A 22,777-nucleotide genomic window follows, 5' to 3' on the forward strand; every position below is an offset into this window, starting at 1 on the left:
CCTGGGGGTGCCACACCCACCGCTGGGAGTGACACTCTTGAGGCGACGCGCCGGTGCGCGCCTCAAAGGTGTCACTCCCAGCGGGGTGAGCGGATGTGACGAAGTTCAGCCCTCGTCGGCGAGAGACTGGCTCGGGGCGAGTCGTTCGCTCTCGTCATGGATGCTCGCGGACATCTCGCGAAGCTTGTCCTCGTGCTGCCGTGCGTGGTGAGCGCAGAACATCAGCTCACCACCGCCGCCGAGTGTCACACGTACGTATGCCTGAGCGCCGCAACGGTCGCAGCGGTCGAGGGAGCTCAGCATGGGGGCTGTCAATGTAGTCATGATGACCTTCTCTCTGAGCATTCGGCGGTACTACTAGATCAACATCCAATCACGGGGAGCTATTCCTTCGTGGTCATTCGTGACCTACGACATACATACTCCCCGACGGGCACAAATGGACGCAGGCGCGCGGCGAGCCGCGTGTCACCGAGGGCAGGTCGCAACGGCTCGATATCCTAGGGCCACACGACAGATTCCGAGAGGCTTCCGACCATCGACAGCACGTACGACGCCCGCAACCTCCTGGTCCTGGAGGGTCTGGAAGCCGTCCGCAAGCGTCCGGGGATGTATGTCGGCTCGACCGACACCCGTGGCCTGATGCACTGCCTCTGGGAGATCATCGACAACTCGGTCGACGAGGCGTTGTCCGGCTTCGGGACGCACATCCGGGTGGCCCTCAACGATGACGGGTCGGTCGAGGTCCAGGACGACGGCCGTGGTGTGCCGGTCGACATCGAGAAGAAGACCGGGTTGACCGGGGTCGAGGTCGTCTACACCAAGCTGCATGCCGGCGGGAAGTTCGGCGGCGGCTCCTATGTCGCGACCGGTGGCCTGCACGGTGTCGGCGCCTCAGTCGTCAATGCCCTGTCGTCGCGCCTCGACGTCGAGGTCGACAAGGGCGGGGCCACGTGGGCGATGTCATTTCGGCGCGGTGAACCTGGCGTGTTCGCCGGCGACGGGCCCGAGGCGGAGTTCTCGCCCACCAACGAGCTTCGCAAGATCGGCAAGGTCGCCAAGGCCCGGACCGGCACCCGGGTGCGCTACTGGGCGGACCCGCAGATCTTCATCAAGGACGCCAGGTTCGCCTACGAGGAGCTGGTCGCCCGGGCACGCCAGACATCGTTCCTGGTCCCCGGTCTCGAAATCGTGATCAGCGACCGTCGCGGCGACGTGCCGCACGAGGAGAAATTCCGACACGACGGAGGCATCACCGAATTCTGCGAGTTCCTCGCGGCTGACGCCCCGGTGACCGAGGTCCTGCGCCTGCAGGGTGAGGATGTCTTCACCGAGACCGTCCCGCTGCTGGACGCCAAGGGCCACATGACGCCCCAGGACATCGAGCGCACCCTCGGGGTCGACATCGCGGTCCGTTGGGGCTCGGAGTGGGACACCGAGATCAAGTCGTTCGTCAACATCATCGCGACGCCCAAGGGCGGCACGCACCTCAACGGCTTCGAGCGGGGGTTGACCAAGACCTTCAACGACGTGCTGAGGACCACCCGGCTGCTCAAGTCCGGGGACCCCGACGTCGCCAAGGACGACGTCCTCGAGGGCATGACCGCGGTCGTGACCGTACGCCTGGCCGAGCCGCAGTTCGAGGGCCAGACCAAGGAGGTCCTCGGCACTCCCGCGGTGACCAAGATCGTCAACCAGGTCGTGTCACGGGAGCTCAAGGCATTCCTGACATCCACCAAGACCGCCGAGAAGGCCAAGTCCCGGCTCGTGATGCAAAAGGTCGTCGATGCCTCACGGACGCGTCTCGCCGCCCGGCAGCAGCGCGACACCCAGCGGCGCAAGAACGCACTGGAGTCCAGCGCCCTGCCGGCCAAGCTCGCCGACTGCCGCAGCAATGACGTCGAGCGCTCTGAGCTGTTCATCGTCGAGGGCGACTCGGCGCTCGGCACCGCCAAGTCGGCCCGAGACTCCGAGTTCCAGGCCCTGCTGCCGATCCGCGGCAAGATCCTCAACGTCCAGAAGGCCAGCATCGGCGACATGCTCAAGAACGCCGAGTGCTCCTCGATCATCCAGGTCGTCGGCGCGGGCTCCGGTCGTACGTTCGACGTCGACGCGGCGCGCTACGGGCGGATCATCTTCATGGCCGACGCCGACTCCGATGGCGCGCACATCCGCTGCCTGCTGGCAACGCTGTTCTTCCGTTACATGCGCGAGCTGGTCGATGCCGGCCGGGTCTACACCGCGGTGCCGCCCCTGCATCGCATCGAGCTGGCCAACCCCAAGAAGGGGCAGGAGAAGTACGTCTACACCTACTCCGACGTCGAGCTGCAGCGCAAGCTTGCTGAGCTGCAGCGCAAGAACGTCAGGTGGAAGGACCCGGTGCAGCGCTACAAGGGTCTTGGCGAGATGGACGCCGGCCAGCTGGCCGAGACCACGATGGATCCCCGCCACCGCACGCTCCGACGGCTCACGGTCGACGACGGCGAGGAGGCATCGTCGGTCTTCGAGCTGTTGATGGGCAACGACGTCCCGCCGCGCAAGGAGTTCATCGTGCAGGGCGCCTACGAGATCGACGCCGACAAGATCGACGCCTGACCCAGGCGCTCTGCGTGACTAGGCCACCGGGTTGAGCAGCCCGGAGTCCACGTCGTAGATGAAGCCCCCGACGAGGATGTCGTCGCTGATCAGCGGGTGGCTCTTGACGCGGAGCACGTCCGCGCGGATCGTGCTCGCCTGGTCGGTGATCGCTCCGAGCGTCATCCATGACGCATCGGCACCTGCGCTGTCGGCGATCCGGCCCTTGAGCTCGTCTTCGCTCGCGGTGGCCATGGCACACCGCGTGTGCTCGATGATCAGGACCCGGCGTACCTGCAGGAGGTTGACCCCGAGCACCAGGGCGACGAGGGCTTGGTCGGTCACGCGGCCGCCGGGGTTGCGCAGGATCTTGGCGTCGCCGGGCTCGAGCCCGATCATCTTGAGGGGATCGATGCGCGAGTCCATGCAGGTGACCATCGCGATGCCGGCATGGGCGATGCCGTCGAAGCCCGAGAGCTCGAACTTCTCGGAGTAGTCACGATTGGCGGCCAGCAGGTCGTCGAAGTCGGGCATGACGCACATCTTAGTCAGCGGTCTGAGGAGGTCTCACGCAGGAGCGCCACCGCGAGCACCGCCGCGATCACGGCGCACACGGCTGCCCCGATGAAGACCGTGTGCAGCTGGGTGATGCCGGCATCTCGCACGGCATCCTTGTAGGCCTGACAGGCCGTGGCCTGGCCGTTGCAGAGCTCCGCGGCCGGCGGGATCTTGTCCGATGCCGCGTAGAAGGCTCGAAGCCCGATCGTGGTGAGCGCCGATATGCCGAGCAGCATGCCGACCATGCGGGCAACGATCAGCAGTGCGGAGGCAACGCCGTGAACGGTGTCTGCGGTGTGGGCGAGCAGCGCCGCGTTGACCGGCGCTATTGCCAGTCCGAAGCCCAGCCCGCCCAGGATCAGCGACAGCGTCTCGACCTGGTTGTCGAGGGAGCTGGCGTCCCACGTCGACATGTGCCAGAAGGCGACGGCACTCATCAGCATCCCGGCGCACGTCAGCCCCGATGCCGGCACCCGGCGCAGCAACCACCCGCCGATCACGGCGCCGACCGGCAGTGCGACCAGGAAGCGCACCAGCACCAGGGCCGCATCGAGCTGGGACTCCCGGTGCACCGTCAGCCGGGCGAAGAACGGGATGTCCACCAGGGCAGCGATGAGCGAGGCCCCGACGAAGAAGGACACCACGAGGGCGCCCCATGCCGGACGCGCGCGCAGGGCGCCCCGGGGGATGAGTGGCCGTGGGGCGCGGCGCTGGCGCACGGCGAAACCAGCGAATGCCACGATCGCGAGCGGAACCAGCCACGGAGCCTGGTCGGAGACCGCCGCGCTCTCGGGCTCGGCGGAGGCAAAGGTGACGATGACGGCCCCGAGCCCGGTCGTGAGCAGCAGCGCGCCCCAGATGTCGGTCTCACGGGCGAGCGACGGCCATTGACGCCAGCCGACGAGGGGCGTTCGCGCGGTGGCCTGGCGCAGCAGGAAGAGCGCGAGCAGCCCGGCGGTGGCCAGCGCCAGGGGAGTGAGCCAACGGGAGTCACCCGCAACGGGCAGGAATGCTAGTCCGGACGTGACGCCCTGGGTCAGCCGGTCCGGCTCGAGCATCACGAGCGTGACCCCGGCCAGGGTGAGTATGGCGAGGGCGGCGCCGGGGATGTCGAAGCCTTGCTTTGGCGGGGCGTCCGGCGCGGCCGGCGCGGTGTCGCGTTGCGCGAATATCGCGGCAGCAAGCACGAGCCCGATGGCGCAGTTGAGCCAGAAGATGAGGCGCCAGTCGCCGAAGGCGAGCACGACGGCGCCATAGAGCGGGCCGAGGACGCTGCCGACCTCCTGGACCGCACCAACGATCCCGAGGGGGAGGCCCCGCTTGTGGGGCGGCCACAGATCGGCGACCAGCGCGAGAGTCGGCGGGATCAGGCCGCCGCCACCGATGCCCTGGATCAGTCGGCCCAGCACGACACTCTCGAGGTTGTATGCCGCCGCGGTGATCAGCGAGCCGGCGGCAAAGACCACCAGCGAACCGAGCAGCACCGGAATCCGGCCACGGAGGTCGGAGATCCGGCCGATCAGGGGCAGCACCCCGACATACCCGAGCAGGAAGCCCGAGACGATCGGCGCGGCCCGCTGCAGCTCGTCGAGCTCGAGCCCGGTCGACGTCATCATGTCCGGCAGCGCGAGCACCACGACATAGGTGTCCGCAGCGGCGAACGAGATCGCGACGGCCGCCAGTCCGAGCAGGATCCTCGAGGCCGGTGTGATCGCGCCCCGGGTGGTCATCGACCGAGGCGGGTCGGCGGCCCGATCGTCACGGCGCCTCGATCTCCACGGGAGTGTCGGATGTCGTGAGCGTGACCTTGTAGGAGACCGCGCCACCTCCTGGGTAGAACGGACCCTTCAGGGTCGCATCGCGCAGGACGTCCTTGTCGTCGAGGCGGTAGGTGACCGTGAAGGTCTTGTCAGCGTCGGCCGAGGGGATGACGTCCTTGACCACGCTGCCGGGAAGCGTGCCCTTGATCGTGGTCAGCACGTCCTGCCCGTCACGGGACTTGCCATCGTCGGTCAGCTTGTCGGTCTTGACCAGGATCTGGGTGATGCCGGTATCGGTGGAAAGCAGTGTTGCCGGATCGGGGGCCTTGAGCGTCGCGGGGTCGATCGTGAGGAACACGGGGGCGAAGCTGGTCTTGGCATAGACCTTGCCGTCGACCGCGATGACATCGGCATCGAGGCTCGAACCACCCGTGTTGACCGTGACCAACCCCTCGAACGCAGGGGAGTGGTTGCCCTTGCCCTTGGCGGACTGCAGGCCGGTCACACCATCGGGGAGCTTCTTGGTGGCCAGAGAGATGTTGATCGTCTCGGCGTCGTCGAGCACCTTCTTGGCTGTCGCGAGGCGTGCCTTGAGCTCGGCCGGATCGCCTTGGTCATCTGAGGAGCCGGAGCACCCGGAGGCGAGCACGACCGCTGCTATCAGGGACAGGATCAGGTGTCTGGTGCGCACGGGACAGTCTTGCATGGTTGCCGGCTCAGCTCGGGACAGAATCGGCAGGTCCCGACACAGCCAGGATCGGCTGGGCGGCGGGCACGCCGGACCCGTCGCGGCGGTCGGTCGGTTCGGGCAGGTCGACTGGTGACCCGCTCGCGGCACAGGCCATGGGTTGGCCGTCGCCGGCCCACGCGAGAAGCAAGGCATCCTCGCCCTTGAGCAGGCGCTGGCAGCGGACACCGCCGGTGGCGCGACCCTTGCTGGGATAGATCGTCAGCGGGCTGACCTTGACCGCACCATTTTGCGTGCCGGGCAAGGCGTCGCCGGATCCGGCGACCGTCACGACGTGAGCGGACTCGACGTCATGCACGGCACCGAACGACACGGCACGCGCGCCGGGCGCGAGCTTGACGCCCGCGACACCGCCTCCGGCGCGACCCTGTGGGCGTACGAGTGAGGCGGGGAAGTGCAGCAGCTGAGCGTCCGAGGTCACGAACACGAGCTCCTCGTCGCCGGTCGCAAGCTCGACCGCGCCGATCACGGCGTCGCCATCGTCAAGCGAGATGATGTCCCAGGAGTCGCGCGACAGCTGCTCGGGCTTGACCCGCTTGACGACCCCGCTGCGGGTGCCCAGCGCGAGCCCTGCCCCGGAGTCGCCGAGTCGGGTCAGTGCGAGCACCGTGCCCTCGAGGCCCGGGATCTCGCGCAGCGGCATGCCGCCTTGCAGATTGGGGGACTGGACTGTCGGCGGCAGGGCGGGCAGCTCGAGCATCGAGATGCGCTGCATGCGGCCGTCCGACATGACCACCCCGATCTCGCCCCGGGCGGTCGTGCGTATGGCTGACACGATCGTGTCGTGCTTGACCCGGCGGTCGACCTGCCCCAGGGGTGAGTCGTCGGACGTCCGGGCCAGGAGCCCGGTCGCCGAAAGCAGCGCCCAGCACGGATCGTCGGCGACCTCCAGCGGCGATGCCGCCGTGGCGGTCTGACCCGACGACTCGAGAAGCACGGTGCGGCGCGGCGTGCCGAACGTCTGGGCCATCTCGCCCAGCTCGTCCCCGATGACCTTTCGCAGGAGCTGTTCGTCGGCAAGGATCGCGTCGAGCTCCTCGATGGTCTTGCGCAGCTCCTCGGCCTCCTTCTCGATCTCGATGCGGGACAGTCGGGTGAGGCTGCCCAAGGTGCGATCGAGGATGAAGTCGGCCTGCATCTCGCTGAGGTCGAACACCGAGATCAGTCGCTCGCGGGCCGCGCCTCGGTTGTCGCTGGACCGGATCAGCTGGATGACCTCGTCGATGTCGAGGATCGCGATCAGCAGGCCGTCGAGCAGGTGCAGACGGTCAGCGGCCTTGTTGCGGCGGAACTGCGTACGCCGCCTGACGACCTCGATCCGGTGGCCGAGATAGACCTCGAGCATCGTCTTGAGACCCAGCGTGCGGGGCTGCCCGTCGACGAGCGCGACAGCGTTGATGCCGAACGAGCTCTCCATGGGGGTGCTCTTGTAGAGCTGCTCGAGGATCGTCTCGGGGATGAAGCCATTCTTGACCTCGATGACGAGATTAAGGCCCTTGTGTCGGTCGGTGAGGTTCTTGATGTCGGAGATGCCCTGGAGCTTCTTGGCCTGGACGAGCTTCTTGATCGCCTCGATGACCTTCTCGGGCCCGACGTTGTATGGCAGCTCGGTGACGACGATGCCCTTGCGGCGTGGCGTGACGCTCTCGATCCGCGCCGAGGCACGCATGCGGAACGAGCCGTTGCCGGTGGCGTAGGCATCGCGGATGCCGTCGAGGCCGACGATCTTGCCGCCTGTCGGGAGGTCGGGACCGGGGATGAAGCGCATGATGTCGTCGAGGTCGGCCGACGGCTTGCTGATCAGGTGGCGTAGCGCCTGCACGACCTCGATCAGGTTGTGCGGGGCGATGTTGGTCGCCATGCCGACGGCGATGCCGCTGGCGCCGTTGACGAGCAGGTTGGGCAGGGCTGCGGGCAGCACCGCGGGCTCGGTCTCGCGTCCGTCGTAGTTGGGTTTGAAGTCGACGGTGTCCTCGTTGATCGAGGCGGTCATCGCTTCGGCGGCCCCGTGCATACGGACTTCGGTGTAGCGCATCGCTGCAGGAGGATCGTCCTGCGAGCCGAAGTTGCCATGGCCGTCGGCGAGCGGGAGGCGCAGCGACCACGGCTGGATCAGCCGGACCAGCGCGTCGTAGATCGAGCTGTCGCCGTGCGGGTGCAGGCGACCCATGACCTCACCGACGACCCGGGCGCTCTTGACATGCCCGCGATCGGCTCGCAGGTTGAGGTCATCCATCGTGTAGAGGATGCGGCGCTGGACGGGCTTGAGGCCGTCGCGCGCATCGGGCAACGCTCGCGCATAGATGACCGAGTAGGCGTACTCGAGAAAGCTGGATCGCATCTCGTCGCTCACGTTGGTGTCGACGATGTGCTCCTCGAAGTCTTCTTCGGGAGCTTGCTTGCTGGTGCGGGCCATGCGTCTTCTCCTGATCAGGGTGTCCAACTCCGTGGACCCCGCATCCATTTTCCCCGGCCTGACCTGCGGACTTCCCGCGCCACGCCGTGACCCACCCGATAGGTTGGGGGCGTGACCAGCGAGGTGCATCCCGTTCAACAATGGGAGGCCGATGTCCTGCTCAAGGATGGGCGGGTGGCTCAGCTCCGACCGATCCTCGAGGACGATGCCGAACGCCTCGTGGAGTTCTATTCAAGGGTCTCCGAGCAGTCCAAGTATTTCCGGTTCTTCGCCCCTTATCCGACGTTGTCGGACAAGGATGTCGCCCGGTTCACGACGGTCGACCACGACCGCAGGGTCGCCTTTGTCGTGACGCTCCACTCCACGATCATCGGCGTCGGACGCTACGACGCCGTGAGCGATGACGAGGCCGAGGTCGCGTTCCTCGTCGAGGACGCGCAGCAGGGCCGCGGGGTGGGCCAGCTGCTCCTGGAGCACCTCGCGCAGGCCGGTCGCGAGAGGGGCATCCGTACGTTCGTCGCAGACGTCCTGCCGACCAACTCGCGCATGCAGCAGATCTTCCGAGAGATGGGCTATCAGGTCGACGGCACGGTCGACAGTGGCGTCACGCGGCTGACCTTCCAGATCGAGCCGACCGACCTCGCCGTCGGCGTGATGCGGGCCCGCGAGCAGCGCGCCGAGGCCGCGTCGATCGAGCGGATCTTCCGGGCTCGCAGCATCGCGGTGATCGGCGCCAGCCGCCGCCAGGACTCGATCGGTCAGGCGATGGTGCGCAACCTCGTGCTGGGCGACTTCAGCGGCAGCGTCTACGCCGTCAACTCCCAGGCCGAGGCGGTGTCAGGCCTGCCGGCATACAAGACCGTGCAGGACATCCCCGGCGACGTCGACGTCGCGATCGTCGCGGTGCCCGCGGATTCGGTCAACGACGTCGTGCTGGACTGCGCTGCCAAAGGCGTGCACGGACTGATCGTGATCTCGGCCGGGTTCGCCGAGGAAGGGCCCGAGGGCCGTCAGCGTCAGCGCGCCCTGCTGGGGCTCAGCCGTTCGTATGGTCTGCGGCTCATCGGACCCAACTGTCTCGGCTTCATCAACACCGCGCCCGACCTGCAGCTCAACGCGTCGTTGTCACCGTCGATGCCACCGCAGGGGCGTGTCGGCTTCTTCTGCCAGTCCGGCGCCCTCGGGACGGCGATCCTCGAGTCGGTGTCCCGCCGTGGGCTGGGGCTCTCGACCTTCGTGTCGGCCGGCAACCGCGCCGATGTGTCCGGCAATGACCTCCTGCAGTACTGGCAGGAGGACGATTCGACCGAGGTCATCCTGCTCTATCTGGAGTCGATCGGTAATCCGCGAAAGTTCTCCCGCATCGCCCGCAGAGTCTCACGCACCAAGCCGATCGTCGCGGTCAAGTCCGGACGTTCGACCCAGGGCATACCGGTCGGTCACACCGTCAAGCGCACCTCAGCACCGCAGTCCGCGGTCGACGCGATGTTTCGGCAGGCCGGCGTCATCCAGGTCGACACGTTGGACGAGATGTTCGACGTGGCCCAGCTCCTCGCGCACCAGCCGCTGCCGCGCGGCAACCGGATATCGATCGTCGGCAACTCCGACGCCGTGGCGCTGATCGTCGCCGACGCCGCCGCTGCCGCGGGGTTGCAGGTCACCGACCCGGTCTCGCTGGGTGCTGATGCCAACGCCGACGACTTCGAGGCGGCGATCGAGGCCGCGATAGCCAGCCCCGACACCGACGCGCTCGTCGCGATCTACATACCCCCCCTCAACACCAGCGGTGAGGAGGTCGCCAACGTGCTGGCCGCCATCGGGGAGCAGTCCGACAAGCCGATCGTCTCGACATTCCTCGGCAGCGAAGGTGTGCCGGTCCTGCTCCGGGTGCCGGACCTGCTCGGCGGATCTGCCGGCCGCGGGTCCGTCCCGTCCTATGCCGCGCCTGAGTCGGCGGTCCGGGCGCTGGCCAGGGTCGTCAACTATGCCGAGTGGGCTGCCCGCGACCACGGTGAGTTCCACCTCTCGCTTGACCACCGCACGGGTGACGCACGGACGCTCGTGCGGCAGGTCCTCGCCGCGGCTCCTCGTGGTGCGATCCTGTCGACCGAGCAGGTCCACGCGCTGCTCGCCTGCTACGGCATCGACCTCTGGACCTGGATCAACGTGCACTCGAGGCAGGAGGCGATCGAGGCGGGGAAGAAGTTCGGCGGCGAGGTCGTCCTCAAGGCCGGCAGTGAGCACCTCCGCTCGCGCCCGGACCTGGCCCATGTGTGGCACAACATCCGCAGCCCGGAGGAGATGGGCAAGGCGTGGGACGAGCTCACGACCTGGACCGGGATGCGCAAGGACACCAAATTCTTCGTGCAGCGCGCGGCGGCGGACGGCATCCACGTGTCGTTCAGCGTCATCGAGGACCCCTTGTTCGGCCCACTCGTGTCGTTCGGGCTGGCGGGTGCGCCCAGCGAGCTCCTGGGGGACCGGTCCTACGGCATCCCGCCGCTGACCGATCTCGACGCCGAGGCGATGATCCGCAACCTGAGGTCGGCACCACTCCTCTATGGCTACCGCGGCTCCGACGCCGTCGACGTCGACGCGGTGCAGGACATCATCGTGCGGCTCGCGGCGATGAAGGACGACCTGCCTGAGATCGCCGAGCTCGACCTCGAGCCGGTCCTGGTGCACGGCAAGGGCTACACGGCGCTGAGCGCGCGCGCCAAGGTCATACCGTCGGCCGATCGTCGCGGCGAGTGGTACGTCCGACGGCTCAGTCAACCTGCCTCGGCGGGCGATACTCTGGCGTGATGACCACCGACGACACCAGGGCTTTGTTCGACGAGGTCTCCATGAGCGGCTACTACCCCGAGATCGTCTCGCAGGGCCTGCGTGATGCGCTCGCGGAGGAGCCCGTCGCGGCCTATGTGCTGCACCACGAGCCGACATTCGACCACGACGAGATCCGCCGGCACATGACCGTGCTTGCGCTGACCCCGAGCCGACTGATCCTGGTGCACACCGATGAGCATCCCGGCGACGACCTGCTGCCCAAGCCCTACACCTCGACGACCTCGGAGGCCGTCGCGCTCGCGCAGGTGCGCTCGGTCGTGGTGACCCGCATGGTGACGTCGAAGTCCAAGCAGCTCGAGGAAGCGTTGCTGACGGTGGGTTGGGGCGCGGTCTCGCGCGTCGAGCTGGAGCCGGCACGCTGCACGGACCCCGAGTGCGAGGCCGATCACGGCTACACCGGCAGCCTGACCGGCGATGACTTCTCATTGCGGCTGGCCGCGGCCGCCGATGGGGGGTCGGCCGTCGAGCGACTGCTCGGATTCGCCCGCAGGCTGTCGGCTGCCACCACCGGCCGGGCGGCATGACGGCGCTCGGACTCGGCGGTCGCGCGACGATCGACCAGGTCATGCCGTCGGTGGCCGCGGCGTTGGGGACTCCCGGCTTCGCCGACACGCTGGGGCTGCCCGAGGCGCCGCGTTATGTGATCTTCCTCGTCGACGGGCTGGGACTCGACCTCCTGCGCGAGCACGCCGATGCCGCGCCATTCCTCGCCTCGCTGAGGAATGTCGAGGACGTCGTGTGCGGCATACCATCGACCACCGCGACGAGCCTGACGTCGCTGGGGACCGGTCTTCGTGCCGGCGAGCACGGCATGGTCGGCTACACCTCGCGAGTCCCGGGCAGCGGGCAGAGGCTCAACTCGCTCAAGTGGGACCAGCCGGTCGATCCGCACATCTGGCAGCCGCACCCCACGGTCCTCGAGCTGATCCAGAAGGCCGGGATCGCGGCGTCGGCGGTCAACGACGTGAAGTTCGCCGACAGCGGCCTGACGCTCTGCAGCCAGCGTGGGGTCCCGTTCCACGGCATCAACTCGATCTGGGAGCGGCTCGACGTCGTCGTGGACGTCATCGAGTCCGCGACCCGTTCCATGACCTACGCCTATGAGTCGCGGCTCGACCACACGGGTCACGCCAAGGGCAGCGCCTCGCAGGAGTGGCGCACGATGCTCACCACGATCGACACCGAGCTGGCCGATCTGCGTGACGAGCTGCCGCGGGACACGGTGCTGATCGTGACCGCCGATCACGGCATGGTCGACCTGCCGATGGACGGCCGGTTCGATGTCGACTCGTGCCCCATGCTGCTCGACGATGTGACCCTGCTCGCCGGTGAGGCTCGGTTCCGGCACGTCTACACGCGGTCGGGGGCTGCAGCCGACGTCGCCGCACGCTGGCAGGGCGAGCTCGGCGACCGCGTCGTCGTCCGTACGCAGGAAGGCATCGAGGACTGGTTCGGTCCGATCGCACCGGATGTCCGCGGCCGTATCGGCGATGTCGTGGTCGCCGCGCTGGGCGACTTCGCGGTCTTCTCGTCTCGCGAGTTCGGCATCGAGCTCAAGATGACCGGCTTCCATGGCTCGATCACCGAGGCCGAGCTGCGCATCCCCGTCCTCGTCGCGCCCTGACCCGACCAGAGGCGGTGTGCCAGCCACCGCCCCTGCACGGGTGGCTGGCTGGCAAGATGGTCTCCGTGGCGGATCTGAACTTCTACTCAGGGACGATGGACTGCGGCAAGAGCACCCTTGCGTTGCAGATGGACCACAACCATCGCGCGCGCGGCCGGGTCGGCCGGGTCTTCACGTCTCACGACCGGGCCGGCACGGCGACGCTGTCCAGCCGGCTCGGCCTCGCGGTCCCAGCGATCGAGGTCGACGACGATTTCCACTTCTGGCAGTTCACCGTCGACGAGCTGACGCAGGGCGGGCGCATCGACTACTTCGTGTGTGATGAGGCCCAGTTCTACACCTCTGGTCAGATCGATCAGCTGGCCAAGATCACCGACGAGCTGTCGATCGACATCTTCGCGTTCGGGATCCTCACGGACTTTCGGACCAGGATGTTCCCCGGCTCGCTGCGTCTGACCGAGCTGGCCGACCACGTGCACACGCTCCAGGTGGAGGCGCTGTGCTGGTGCGGCGAACGGGCCACGCACAACGCCCGGACCGAGGACGGCATCATGGTGACCGAGGGTGAGGTCATCGTGGTGGGAGATGTCGAGGAGATCGGCCGCCCGAGCCCGACAGTGGGCTACGAGGTGTTGTGCCGTCGTCACCATCGTCGGCATATGACCGCCGCGACCGCCAAGGCCGCTGCCATGTCTCCCGACGTCCTCCCGTTTTGACCGAGCTCAGTCGCCCTTGTCCCCGAACATGATCTCGTCCCAGCTGGGGACGCGGCGACGCTCGTGACGCTTCTTGCGCGGACCCAACGTGTCGGGCACTGCGACGTCGTGCTCGAGGGAGTCCTCGAAGTCGTCGACCTCGCGCTCGAGCGCCGCGACGGTCTCGGCGTCGTCGGGCTCGTCGGTCTCGCCGATGACGAGCTGTTCGAGCGCCTTGCGGTCGCGGGCCGCCTTGAGCGACGAGACACCGGTCCGGGGGTCCTCATGGACCTCGGTATGGACTTGGGCGACCTCGATCTCGATCTCAATCTCGATATCGTCGAGGATCTCGGGAAGGACGGAGGTCCCGGCCGAGGGCCCGACCGGCCGATCCGGGGCGCGTACGGCATCGGCGATTGCCATGTCGGCGGAGTCAGGCAGGGCGACGTCGCCGACCAGGTCGTGGGCGAACTCATCCGCGGGCACGACATAGCGGCTCTTGACGTCGAACAGGAAGGTTGCCGGATGGGCGGCGCCGTCGGGGGTGACGAGCACGGTCCAGCGGCCGTCCTCGCGGCGCCAGGAGTCCCAGGTCGCGGACTCGGGCACCCCGCCGGTCGCCGAGATGGTCTCGGAGACGAGGGTGCCGAGCAGGACGCCCGCGCCACCGATGTGCTTGCGACGGATGGAGGTCTTGCGGGCCTGCTCGCACATGAACTCACGCTCGGCGAGCACCGGTCCGGCGAAGCCGTCGATCTGCTCGACCGGAACGCCGGCAGAGTCGGCGACCGACTGAGGTGACTCGCCGCGACGGATGCGGGTCTGGATGTCGCGCGGGCTGAGTGAGCTTTCCATGCGGATCTCCAACTGGCCGGAGGTGTTCCCAGAGTGGGACGGCTTGCCGATCAGGGAAGAGAGGCGGTGATCAGCGGGGATGCGGAACTTCTCACCGGTGGACCTGTCACGCGCGATGAGGAACCGACTGTCCTCGCTCAGTCCGTCGAGACCGAGATCACGCATGTCATCGCCTCCGATGTGACTCCTGCTCCGGGTGGGCGTTCACTCAAAGCGTGTCTCCATCCTAGGCGGGCTGGGAGCGAACCTGCGGTGACGCGCCGACACCAGATAGCGTCGTCGCCGTGTCCGACACCCTTCTGCTGGTCCTCGATCTGGCCGGGATCGCGGTCTTCGCATCCACCGGAGCGCTCGTCGGCGTACGCAAGGAGCTCGATGTCTTCGGAGTCATCGTCCTTGCGCTCATCACCGGGCTCGGGGGCGGTGTCCTGCGGGACGTGCTGATCGGGTCTGTCCCTCCTGCGGCCCTGGACGACTGGCGCTATCTCGTCGTCCCGACCGTCACCGCTGTCCTCGTCTTCGCGTTCCACCCGGCGTTCGGACGGATGGAACGTCAGATCATGGTCCTCGACGCCGTAGGGCTGGCGCTGTTCTGCGTCACCGGAGCGGTCAAGGCGGACGAGGCAGGGCTCGGCGTCCTGGCCGCCTCGGCACTCGGCATGCTGAGTGGCATCGGCGGCGGCATGATGCGCGACGTGGCGGCCGGACGCGTACCGGTGATTTTTCGCGGCGAGCTCTATGCGACTCCGGCCTTTGCCGGTGCGCTGATCGCGACTCTCGTGCACCAGGAGGGACTCAGCCAGTGGTGGTATGTCCTGGCGTTCGCGGTCTGCCTGGGCTGGCGGTTGATCGCGCTCAAGCGGGGCTGGACCGCACCCCTCCCGCCCGGCACCGACCGGGGCTAGCGCTGAGGCGTGCGGGGGAGCACGTGCTCGAACTCGGCGTCATGGTTGCCGAAACGGTGGTTTGTGATCGAGATCGACTGCTCCTGGAGGAATGGCAGTGCCTCGATGCGACCGGACTGGGTGACGGGTCCGCCATAGATCGCGACGTCGGGATCGCCTTCGACCGCGACGGCGACAGCCTTGGCGTCCGACCCGATCAGGCGCACGCGCGCCGGCCGGATCTTCGCCACCTGGGCCAACCACTCGTCGTGGGTCTCGACCCTGACCTGCGGCACCAGGTCAGCCGGCACGGGGAGCTCCGAGCTGACGACAACCGGCGCGCCCATACGTGTGGCGGCGAGCAGCACGCGGATCAGCTCTGGCAGGGAGCCGTCGAACCGGATCGAGACCGGTACCGGCACGTAACGGAACACGTTGCGCTCGACACCCAGCTTCGAGACGTCCTTGAGCGCGCCGTATTCGCGGGTCCACGCGACGTGGTCCGATCCGGCAGCGGCGGTGAGCTCACGCAGCTCGGCCGAGCTGACCTGCTGTCGGGCAGCGTCCAGCAGTCGGCCCACGGCCTTCGAGAGCTCCGGCGTCCCAGTGCCGCGGAGCGGACGTGGCCGCCACGTGCCGAGGTGGGTCAGGTAGTTGGGACCACCAGCCTTGGCCGTGGTGCCGACTGATGACCGCTTCCACCCACCGAACGGCTGACGCTGGACGATCGCGCCGGTGATGCCGCGGTTGACGTAGAGGTTGCCGGCCTGGACCGTGTCGATCCAGGTGTTGACCTCCTCGGCATCCAGGGAGTGGATGCCAGCAGTGAGGCCGTAGTCGGTGGCGTTCTGCCACTCGATGGCCTCCTCGAGCGATCGGGCATGCATGATCCCGAGGATCGGGCCGAAGTACTCGGTCGTGTGGAACTGGCTCCCCGGTCGTACGCCCGTGCGAACTCCAGGCGACCAGACGCGGGCATCGGCCCCGAGCTGCCGGGGTTCGAGCAGCCACTGCTCCTGCTCGCCGAGGGTCGTCAGACCGTCCGCGAGCTTGCCGGCCGGAGGCTCGATGATCGGGCCCATCGTGACCTCCGGATCATCCGGGAGGCCGACCGTGAGCGATGAGACCGCATCGAGCAGCTGCCTGTGGAATCGCTCGGACTCCGCGACGGAGCCGACCAGGATCGCCAGGCTCGCGGCCGAGCACTTCTGACCGGCATGCCCGAAGGCGCTCTTGACGAGGTCGGCGACGGCGAGGTCGATGTCGGCGCTCGGCGTGATGACGATCGCATTCTTTCCGCTGGTCTCGGCGAGCAGCGGGAGGTCGGGTCGCCACGAACGGAACAGGTTGGCGGTCTCCCAGCCACCCGTCAGGATGACCCGGTCGACGTTCGAGTGGGAGACGAGCGTCTTGCTCAGAGGCCCTTCGTCGATCGTGGCGTATCGGAGGACGTCGCGCGGCACGCCCGCCTGCCACAGCGCCTCGACCATGACGGCAGCGCACCGGCGGGTCTGGGGGGCGGGCTTGATGATGACTGCGCTGCCGACCGCGAGCGCCGCGAGCACCGAGCCGGCTGGGATCGCGACCGGGAAGTTCCAGGGGGGAGTCACGACCGTCAGGGAGTCCGGCACGAACTCCGCGCCGTCGACGGCATCGAGGCGCCGGGCCGCTTGGGCGTAGTAGTGCGCGAAGTCGATCGCCTCGCTGACCTCGACGTCGGCCTCGGCGATGGTCTTGCCGGCCTCGGCGGCCATCACGGCGGCGAGGTCGCCGCGGCGCGCGGCGAGCGCATTGCCGGCCTGATGCAGGATCCAGCCGCGCAGCTCTGAGCCCCTGGCCTCCCACGCCTTGGCGGCCGCTCGGGTGTCGTGAATGACGCTCTCGAGGCTCGCAGGGCCGGGGATCTTGTTGACGCGGACCGTCTCGGCGCCGACCTGGGTGTAGGACGAGCGGGCCAGCACGAGCCGGCCCCACTCGCGGTTGGCAGCGGTCGACGGATCAGTGTCAGGGGTGTTGGTGAAGGTGTCGGCGTGCACAGGTGCCACCTCGACCTGCCGGTTCTGCGTCCTGTGGGGTTCGGGCACCGTGTCATCGAGGTCGTGGACAGAGGCGAAGAATCGGCTGATCTCGCGGGTCAGCAGCTCGGGCTCCTTGGCGAGCTCGAAGGCCGCCGACATGAAGTTGTCGCTGCTGGCATTCTCCTCGAGCCGGCGTACAAGGTAGGAGATCGCGACGTCGAACTCCGACGGGTGCACGACCGGCGTATAGAGCAGCAGCTGGCCGATGTCCTTGCGAACGGCATCGACCGGACCGCTGTCCATGCCGAGCAGCATCTCGAAGTCGACGGCGTCGCGAACGCCTCGGTCACCTGCGAGCAGCCAGGCGTAGGCGATGTCGAAGAGGTTCTGTCCGGCGACGCCGATGCGCACGGCGTCGATGCGGTCGGTTGTCAGCGCCCAGTCCAACACGCGCTTGTAGTTGGTGTCGGTCTCCTGCTTGGTCGTCCAGGTCGCCAGGGGCCAGCCGTGGACCGTCGAGTCGACCCGCTCCATCGCGAGATTGGCACCCTTGACCACGCGGACCTTGATGGGGGCTCCGCCGTTCGCGCGGCGCTTGGCTGCCCATTCCTGCAGGTCCTGCATCGCGCCGAGGGCGTCGGGCAGATAGGCCTGCAACACGATGCCGGCCTCGAGATCGGGGAATGACTCGAGGATCGCCTTGAACACCGCAACCGTGAGGTCGAGGTCGTGATATTCCTCCATGTCGAGGTTGATGAACGTCGGTTCACCGGTCGAGGCGCGTTCGTAAAGTGGTGTCAGCTGCGTGACGACGCGTGCGACCGATTCGTCGAAGGCCCACATCGACAGCTGGCTCGCGACCGAGGACACCTTGACCGACACGTAGTCGACATCATCGCGTTCGAGCAGCCGCATCGTGCCGTCCCGCCGACGTGCCGCTTCGCCCTCACCGAGGACGGCCTCGCCGAGCAGGTTGAGGTTGAGCCGGTCACCACCGGCCCGGAGCCGCTTGATGGTGCCCCCGAGCTGCTTGGGGCGGGCGTCGACGACAAGGTGACCCACCATGCGGCGCAGGGTCCGCCGCGCCATCGACACGACCAGCTTGGGGAACAGGACCGCCGCGACGGCACCCAGCTTGAGCAGCAGGCGCTGGGTGGCAGGAAGGAACGACGGTGTGTGGCGGGCGAGCGTACGGAGGTTGCGAGCCGCGACTCGATGGTCATCGGGTCGGACCACCCGATCGACGAATCCGATCGTGAACTCGAGCCCCTGACGGTCCTTGAGCAGCGTGGCGAGGCGTGCGGCAGAAGCGTCGGTGCGTCGCTTGGGGGCGCGCTTCGGGTCGATCCAGGCGCGCACGAGGTCGACGCTGCGCTCGGCGAGAGTGAGTTCGGTCATGTCGTGCCCAAGGTTAGTGCCCGCGGGCTCGAACTTCACCCCGCGCCACGACCTGGTCCGGAGTGGAAGGTCCAGGCGACCGCCGAGGCGACCAGCCCGGCCAGGAGGGGGACCAGGAAGCCGGCCGAGGCGCCGTGTCCGTCGATGACCCAGCCTGCTCCGGCGGCCCCGGGGGCGACCCCCACGGCCATGCCGGTCCCGGTCCAGGTGAGGGCCTCGGTCAGGCGGGCCGACGGAACGCCCATCTCGATCAGGTTGACCATCGCGATGAGGGTCGGTGAGATCATCACGCCGGCGAAGAACATGCCGGCCGCCAGCCAGACCGAGCTCGGCAGGAGGCCGAGCGGCGCGAAGAGCAGGCTCAACGCGAGCACCGCCCACCTGAACAGGCGGAGGGGATTGCGGCTCTGGGGGAGCGCCCCGACGGCGACGCCGGCGATCAGGCTGCCGGCGGCCCAGACGGCGAGGACCGCGCCGGCCGCGCCGGGCTGTCCCTGCTCCTTGGTGTAGGCGACGACGATGACCTCGGTCGAGCCGAACAGCACACCGAGGCCGACCGAGACGGCGACGAGGGGCCCGAGCAGGCTCCACCCGATCGGGATTCTCGCTCCGCCCTCGTGGACGATGAGCGGTGGGGCAGTGCTGTGCTGAAGCGCGAGGGCCCACGACCCCAGGGTTGCGGCGGCGCCCGCGAAGATCAGGCCGGACACGTCGGCGACCTGCAGCGTCAGGAAGGTCACGAGGACTGGCCCCACCACGAACACGACCTCGTCGAGGACTGCTTCGATCGAGAACGCCGTGTTGAGCTGGTCGCGGTCGGAGACAGCGTGCGTCCAGCGGGCCCGCGCCATGCTGCCGGTCTGCGGTGTGGCGACGCCGGCGATGATGGCGCACAGGTGGGGTAGCGGAGTCGACCAGCCCAGGTCGATCGCCGCGAGCGTGAGTCCGATGCCGACGGCATAGATGGCGCCGACACCCCACAGCACCTTGGCCTGGCCGACCCGGTCGGCGAGGCGGCCCTGGAAGGGTCCACATGCCGCCGCAGCGAGGACATAGGCGGCAGCCACGACACCGGCCCGGCCGTACGACCCGGTGCGTTCCGAGACGAGGAGCACGATGCCGAGCCCGGTCATGGCCAAGGGCAGGCGGGACCACAGGGCGGTGAAGGAGAACAGGGCAGCACCGGGTCGGGACAGGACGTCCCGGTATGTCGTGAGCATGGTCGCCTCCCAGCCTGAGCACCTTATCGACCCGGGTGGGAGGATGAGCGCATGGACGTACGCCCCTTCGACGCGCTCCTGCTGGTGTCATTCGGTGGGCCGGAGCATCCCGATGATGTCGTCCCATTCCTCGAGAACGTCACCGCTGGACGCGGCATCCCGCGTGAGCGGCTCGAGGAGGTCGGTCAGCACTATTTCCTGTTCGGCGGCAAGTCGCCGATCAACCACCTCAACCTCGAGCTGCTCGACGCGCTGCGCAAGGACTTCGCCGACAACGGCATCGAGCTGCCGGTCTACTGGGGCAACCGCAACTGGGACCCCTACCTCCGCGACGCGACCAGCCAGATGGCGGCGGACGGCATCCAGCGGGCGGCGTGCTTCGTGACGAGTGCCTATTCGTCATACTCGGGCTGCCGGCAGTATCGCGAGGATCTCCATGACGCCGTGAGCGGGCACCCGATCGAGGTCAGCAGGCTGCGGCACTACTTCAACCATCCAGGATTCATCGGACCGTTCACCGGTGCCACCGCAGAGGCGCTCGCGGTCGCACCTGATGGCACGCACGTCGTGTTCGTCACGCACTCGATTCCCGAGACCATGAACGTCGCGAGCGGTGGGCCTGGTCGGGAGATGTATGTCCGACAACACCGGAGCGCTGCTGAGCTGGTGGCTGACGGTGCGGGTGCACGGCGTTGGTCGCTGGCCTTCTGCTCCCGGTCCGGCTCGCCGCGCGTGCCGTGGCTGGAGCCCGACATCAACGACCACCTGCGCGAGCTCCATGCCTCGGGCGTCGCCTCGGTGGTTGTCGTGCCGATCGGCTTCATCTCGGACCACATGGAGGTCATCTACGACCTCGACACCGAGGCCGGGGCGACCGCCGCCGACCTCGGCCTCCGCTTCGAACGAGTGGGTACCCCCGGCGCGCACCCGGACTTCGTGTCGATGGTGCGTGAGCTGCTGCTCGAGCGCGCGGCCGTTGAACGCGGCGACGAGGCCTCGCGACCCGCGCTCGGTGAGCTCGGGCCGTCCCACGACGTGTGCCCGGTCGACTGCTGCCTCAACCCGCGCTCCGCGCTGCCGACGGTTGCGGGAGCCACGTCTTGACCGAGCATGAGGATCTGCTGACGCTGGCGCGTCAGGTCGGCCGCGAGGCGGCGGCGTTCGTCGCGGACCGACGGCCGGCCGGTCGGGTCGACGTCTCCGCGACCAAATCGAGCCCGACCGATGTCGTCACAGAGATCGACGAGGCGTGCGAGCGGCTGATCCGCGAGCGCATCTTCGCGGTCAGACCCGATGACGGGTTCGTGGGCGAGGAGGGTGACGACGTTGCCGGCAGCTCGGGGTTCGACTGGGTTGTCGACCCGATCGACGGCACCGTCAACTTCGTCTATGGCATCCCGACCTACGGTGTGTCGATCGCCGCGCGGCAGGACCAGCAGGTCGTCGTGGGTTACGTCGTCAACATCGCCTCAGGCGCCGAGTGGGGCTCGATCCTGGGTTCCGGTTCGTGGCGCTACGAGCACTCCTCCCGCAGGATGCTGTCGGCGCCGCGGCCCGATTCGGTCGCCCACGCGCTGGTTGCAACGGGGTTCAACTACATACCGGAGATCCGGACGACGCAGGCCGCCGCGATGGCTTCGTTCCTCCCACAGGTCCGGGACATCCGCCGGATCGGCTCGGCCGCACTGGATCTGTGCGCCCTCGCGGAGGGTCAGTACGACGCCTATCTCGAACAGGGTCTCAAGCCGTGGGACCTGGCCGCCGGGGGGCTGGTCGCGGCCGAGTCGGGGCTTGTCCTGAGCGGTATCGACGGTGGCCCGGATGAACGTATGGTGATGGCTGCGCACCCCGCCATTGCTGAGGAATATTTTGCCCTCGTGCGTGCTTGTGGGTTCTGAGTGTGAGCGCACCACGTACGTGTGGCACAATCACGCCGGTTGTTCCGCACAGAGGGAGATTTGATGGCTACCGATTACGACGCACCGCGCAAGACCGAGGAAGAGCAGTCCGAGGACAGCATCGAGGAGCTCAAGGCGCGTCGGCACGAGAAGAACTCCGGCAAGGTCGACGAGGACGAGACCGAGGCAGCGGAGTCATTCGAGCTGCCCGGAGCCGACCTCTCACACGAGGAGCTGGCCGTCCAGGTCGTGCCCAAGCAGGTTGACGAGTTCACCTGTTCGTCATGCTTCCTGGTGCACCATCGCAGTCAGCTCGCGTCGGAGAAGAAGGGCGTCTTCATCTGCCGCGATTGCGCCGACTGATCTTCTTGGTCGACGAACGCCCAGGAGCCGGATCCGCGAGGACCGGCTCCTTCTCGTTTTTCAGGGCACTGTTCTTGGAGTTCTCGAGGGGCTTCATGCCGGGGGGCAGGTGCCCGGTCGACTTGACCCAGTAGGTGGCCGTCCCGCGGCGCACGCCGACCTTGACCAGCTCGATGACGGCACCGCCCACGACGGCCCAGGCCACGGCCTCGCCAGTGCTGACATCGGGGTGGCGCCCGCTGCTTGGCGGCTTCTTGCCCGTCACAGCACGCCACGCGGCGACCGACAACCGGGTGGCGAGCATGCCTGCGACGATCGACGACCCACGGTCCATGACCCGCCAGGCGCCCTTGCCCGGAGACTTGGTGTTCGGCGTGCTCTTGGCCTCGGCCAAGAGCTTCTCGCCGTGCTTAGACTTCTTCTTCGCCACGGGTCATGTCTCCGATCGTGTCAGGCACCGTCGACTGCGGCGCCACATCAGTGTGGCCCAAGGCGGCCGCGAGCGCGTCGGGGCGCCGGCTGGACAGGAGCCAATATGGAGCCGGGTCGCTGTCATCGACGACCGGCACGAGCACACCACGGTCGAGGTAGGGGCGGGTCGCCAGATAGGCCCTGGCGTCTGCAGCGGTCCCGAGCCGCTCGCGGTAGTCGGCACGGTGCAGCGGCTCGGCGGCTCCGATGTGCGCACGATCGATCGACGCGCGGCCCACACTGAGACCCTCCGGCCCGACTCTGATCAGCAGCGAGCCGTAGCGCCAGACGGCATACAGGTCGATCACGGCCAGAACGGAGGTGATCGTGATCGCAATGGGCCATGTCGTGGCGACGAGCATGACCCAACCCCACACGGCCGCGAAGGCGACGGCCGCCACCCACCAGGAGAGGGGTGCGGTGAGGCGCTCGCGGTAGGTGGTCACGG

19 protein-coding genes are annotated in these 22,777 nt (G+C 67.9%); 9 read left to right on the forward strand and 10 right to left on the reverse strand.

Annotated elements, in window-relative coordinates:
• Positions 1-105: 105 nt before the first annotated feature.
• Entirely contained in the window at positions 106-324 is a 219-nt protein-coding gene (locus WKF39_RS01565) for a hypothetical protein (protein ID WP_340385212.1), read from the reverse strand.
• A 213-nt stretch (positions 325-537) separates the two neighbouring features.
• Here WKF39_RS01565 and WKF39_RS01570 point away from each other — a divergent pair, with 213 nt between their 5' ends.
• Positions 538-2,595 carry a DNA topoisomerase IV subunit B gene (locus WKF39_RS01570; protein WP_340385606.1) on the forward strand — a complete coding sequence of 686 codons (2,058 nt, stop codon included), beginning with the start codon at positions 538-540 and terminating at the stop codon, positions 2,593-2,595.
• 18 nt (positions 2,596-2,613) lie between these two features.
• Here the strand turns inward: WKF39_RS01570 and WKF39_RS01575 are convergent, their stop codons facing one another.
• From WKF39_RS01575 to WKF39_RS01590, 4 genes are read right to left on the reverse strand one after another with little or no spacing between them, the layout of a single operon-like run.
• Positions 2,614-3,108 carry a carbonic anhydrase gene (locus tag WKF39_RS01575; RefSeq protein ID WP_340385213.1) on the reverse strand — a complete coding sequence of 165 codons (495 nt, stop codon included), beginning with the start codon at positions 3,106-3,108 and terminating at the stop codon, positions 2,614-2,616.
• 14 nt (positions 3,109-3,122) lie between these two features.
• Positions 3,123-4,862: an MFS transporter gene (locus WKF39_RS01580; RefSeq protein WP_340385214.1), complete on the reverse strand. Its 1,740-nt coding sequence runs from the start codon at positions 4,860-4,862 to the stop codon at positions 3,123-3,125.
• Positions 4,863-4,890: 28 nt separating this feature from the next.
• A complete protein-coding gene (locus WKF39_RS01585) occupies positions 4,891-5,583 on the reverse strand; it encodes an LppX_LprAFG lipoprotein (protein ID WP_340385215.1) in 693 nt (230 codons plus the stop codon).
• A 25-nt stretch (positions 5,584-5,608) separates the two neighbouring features.
• Positions 5,609-8,056, reverse strand: coding sequence for a DNA topoisomerase IV subunit A (locus tag WKF39_RS01590; protein WP_340385216.1), 2,448 nt, complete (start codon positions 8,054-8,056; stop codon positions 5,609-5,611).
• 111 nt (positions 8,057-8,167) lie between these two features.
• Between WKF39_RS01590 and WKF39_RS01595 the strand changes: the two genes are divergently transcribed.
• The 4 genes from WKF39_RS01595 to WKF39_RS01610 are packed head-to-tail and all read left to right on the forward strand — an operon-like array spanning position 8,168 to position 13,243.
• On the forward strand, positions 8,168-10,861 hold the full coding sequence (locus WKF39_RS01595) for a GNAT family N-acetyltransferase (protein ID WP_340385217.1): 2,694 nt from the start codon (positions 8,168-8,170) through the stop codon (positions 10,859-10,861).
• Positions 10,861-11,427 (forward strand): DUF5998 family protein, encoded by a 567-nt coding sequence (locus tag WKF39_RS01600; protein WP_340385218.1) that lies wholly within the window; start codon positions 10,861-10,863, stop codon positions 11,425-11,427. Before WKF39_RS01595 ends, WKF39_RS01600 begins: the two co-directional genes overlap by 1 nt.
• Complete coding sequence (locus tag WKF39_RS01605; RefSeq protein WP_340385220.1) at positions 11,424-12,527, forward strand: nucleotide pyrophosphatase/phosphodiesterase family protein; 1,104 nt, start codon at positions 11,424-11,426, stop codon at positions 12,525-12,527. Before WKF39_RS01600 ends, WKF39_RS01605 begins: the two co-directional genes overlap by 4 nt.
• 56 nt (positions 12,528-12,583) lie before the next feature.
• Positions 12,584-13,243 (forward strand): thymidine kinase, encoded by a 660-nt coding sequence (locus WKF39_RS01610; RefSeq protein ID WP_340385222.1) that lies wholly within the window; start codon positions 12,584-12,586, stop codon positions 13,241-13,243.
• A 6-nt stretch (positions 13,244-13,249) separates the two neighbouring features.
• Here the strand turns inward: WKF39_RS01610 and sepH are convergent, their stop codons facing one another.
• The gene (gene sepH / locus WKF39_RS01615) at positions 13,250-14,242 is read right to left on the reverse strand and encodes a septation protein SepH (RefSeq protein WP_340385224.1); all 993 of its coding nucleotides are present in this window, start codon (positions 14,240-14,242) and stop codon (positions 13,250-13,252) included.
• Between the two features lie 119 nt (positions 14,243-14,361).
• Here sepH and WKF39_RS01620 point away from each other — a divergent pair, with 119 nt between their 5' ends.
• Complete coding sequence (locus tag WKF39_RS01620; RefSeq protein WP_340385226.1) at positions 14,362-14,982, forward strand: trimeric intracellular cation channel family protein; 621 nt, start codon at positions 14,362-14,364, stop codon at positions 14,980-14,982.
• Here the strand turns inward: WKF39_RS01620 and WKF39_RS01625 are convergent.
• On the reverse strand, positions 14,979-18,377 hold the full coding sequence (locus WKF39_RS01625) for a bifunctional proline dehydrogenase/L-glutamate gamma-semialdehyde dehydrogenase (RefSeq protein ID WP_340385228.1): 3,399 nt from the start codon (positions 18,375-18,377) through the stop codon (positions 14,979-14,981). The two genes, WKF39_RS01620 and WKF39_RS01625, sit on opposite strands and share 4 nt — an antisense overlap.
• Positions 18,378-18,412: 35 nt before the next feature.
• On the reverse strand, positions 18,413-19,597 hold the full coding sequence (locus WKF39_RS01630; RefSeq protein ID WP_340385230.1) for an MFS transporter: 1,185 nt from the start codon (positions 19,595-19,597) through the stop codon (positions 18,413-18,415).
• A gap of 51 nt (positions 19,598-19,648) precedes the next feature.
• Here WKF39_RS01630 and WKF39_RS01635 point away from each other — a divergent pair, with 51 nt between their 5' ends.
• The 3 genes from WKF39_RS01635 to WKF39_RS01645 all read left to right on the forward strand — a co-directional run bounded on the left by WKF39_RS01635 (position 19,649) and on the right by WKF39_RS01645 (position 21,858).
• A complete protein-coding gene (locus tag WKF39_RS01635) occupies positions 19,649-20,701 on the forward strand; it encodes a ferrochelatase (protein ID WP_340385231.1) in 1,053 nt (350 codons plus the stop codon).
• Positions 20,698-21,495, forward strand: coding sequence for an inositol monophosphatase family protein (locus WKF39_RS01640; RefSeq protein ID WP_340385232.1), 798 nt, complete (start codon positions 20,698-20,700; stop codon positions 21,493-21,495). The genes WKF39_RS01635 and WKF39_RS01640 overlap by 4 nt, the downstream gene beginning before the upstream one ends.
• 63 nt (positions 21,496-21,558) lie before the next feature.
• Entirely contained in the window at positions 21,559-21,858 is a 300-nt protein-coding gene (locus WKF39_RS01645) for a DUF4193 domain-containing protein (RefSeq protein WP_340385235.1), read from the forward strand.
• On the opposite strand, the gene WKF39_RS01650 is transcribed toward WKF39_RS01645, so the two are convergent.
• Positions 21,833-22,288 carry a DUF4235 domain-containing protein gene (locus tag WKF39_RS01650; protein WP_340385237.1) on the reverse strand — a complete coding sequence of 152 codons (456 nt, stop codon included), beginning with the start codon at positions 22,286-22,288 and terminating at the stop codon, positions 21,833-21,835. The genes WKF39_RS01645 and WKF39_RS01650 overlap by 26 nt on opposite strands.
• Positions 22,269-22,775: a DUF3093 domain-containing protein gene (locus WKF39_RS01655; RefSeq protein ID WP_340385238.1), complete on the reverse strand. Its 507-nt coding sequence runs from the start codon at positions 22,773-22,775 to the stop codon at positions 22,269-22,271. The genes WKF39_RS01650 and WKF39_RS01655 overlap by 20 nt, the downstream gene beginning before the upstream one ends.
• Positions 22,776-22,777 lie beyond the last annotated feature (2 nt).

The organism is Aeromicrobium sp. (assembly GCF_037719875.1).
In the GTDB taxonomy this organism is placed as follows: Bacteria; Actinomycetota; Actinomycetes; order Propionibacteriales; family Nocardioidaceae; genus Aeromicrobium.

What these genes read in the sequence shown, in the direction of transcription:
- WKF39_RS01565 (WP_340385212.1), bottom strand. Translation starts at nt 324, where the DNA reads ATGACTACATTGACAGCCCCCATGCTGAGCTCCCTCGACCGCTGCGAC.
- WKF39_RS01575 (WP_340385213.1), bottom strand. Translation starts at nt 3,108, where the DNA reads ATGCCCGACTTCGACGACCTGCTGGCCGCCAATCGTGACTACTCCGAG.
- WKF39_RS01580 (WP_340385214.1), bottom strand. Translation starts at nt 4,862, where the DNA reads ATGACCACCCGGGGCGCGATCACACCGGCCTCGAGGATCCTGCTCGGA.
- WKF39_RS01590 (WP_340385216.1), bottom strand. Translation starts at nt 8,056, where the DNA reads ATGGCCCGCACCAGCAAGCAAGCTCCCGAAGAAGACTTCGAGGAGCAC.
- WKF39_RS01600 (WP_340385218.1), top strand. Translation starts at nt 10,861, where the DNA reads ATGACCACCGACGACACCAGGGCTTTGTTCGACGAGGTCTCCATGAGC.
- WKF39_RS01605 (WP_340385220.1), top strand. Translation starts at nt 11,424, where the DNA reads ATGACGGCGCTCGGACTCGGCGGTCGCGCGACGATCGACCAGGTCATG.
- WKF39_RS01610 (WP_340385222.1), top strand. Translation starts at nt 12,584, where the DNA reads ATGGTCTCCGTGGCGGATCTGAACTTCTACTCAGGGACGATGGACTGC.
- sepH (WP_340385224.1), bottom strand. Translation starts at nt 14,242, where the DNA reads ATGCGTGATCTCGGTCTCGACGGACTGAGCGAGGACAGTCGGTTCCTC.
- WKF39_RS01625 (WP_340385228.1), bottom strand. Translation starts at nt 18,377, where the DNA reads ATGACCGAACTCACTCTCGCCGAGCGCAGCGTCGACCTCGTGCGCGCC.
- WKF39_RS01630 (WP_340385230.1), bottom strand. Translation starts at nt 19,597, where the DNA reads ATGCTCACGACATACCGGGACGTCCTGTCCCGACCCGGTGCTGCCCTG.
- WKF39_RS01635 (WP_340385231.1), top strand. Translation starts at nt 19,649, where the DNA reads ATGGACGTACGCCCCTTCGACGCGCTCCTGCTGGTGTCATTCGGTGGG.
- WKF39_RS01645 (WP_340385235.1), top strand. Translation starts at nt 21,559, where the DNA reads ATGGCTACCGATTACGACGCACCGCGCAAGACCGAGGAAGAGCAGTCC.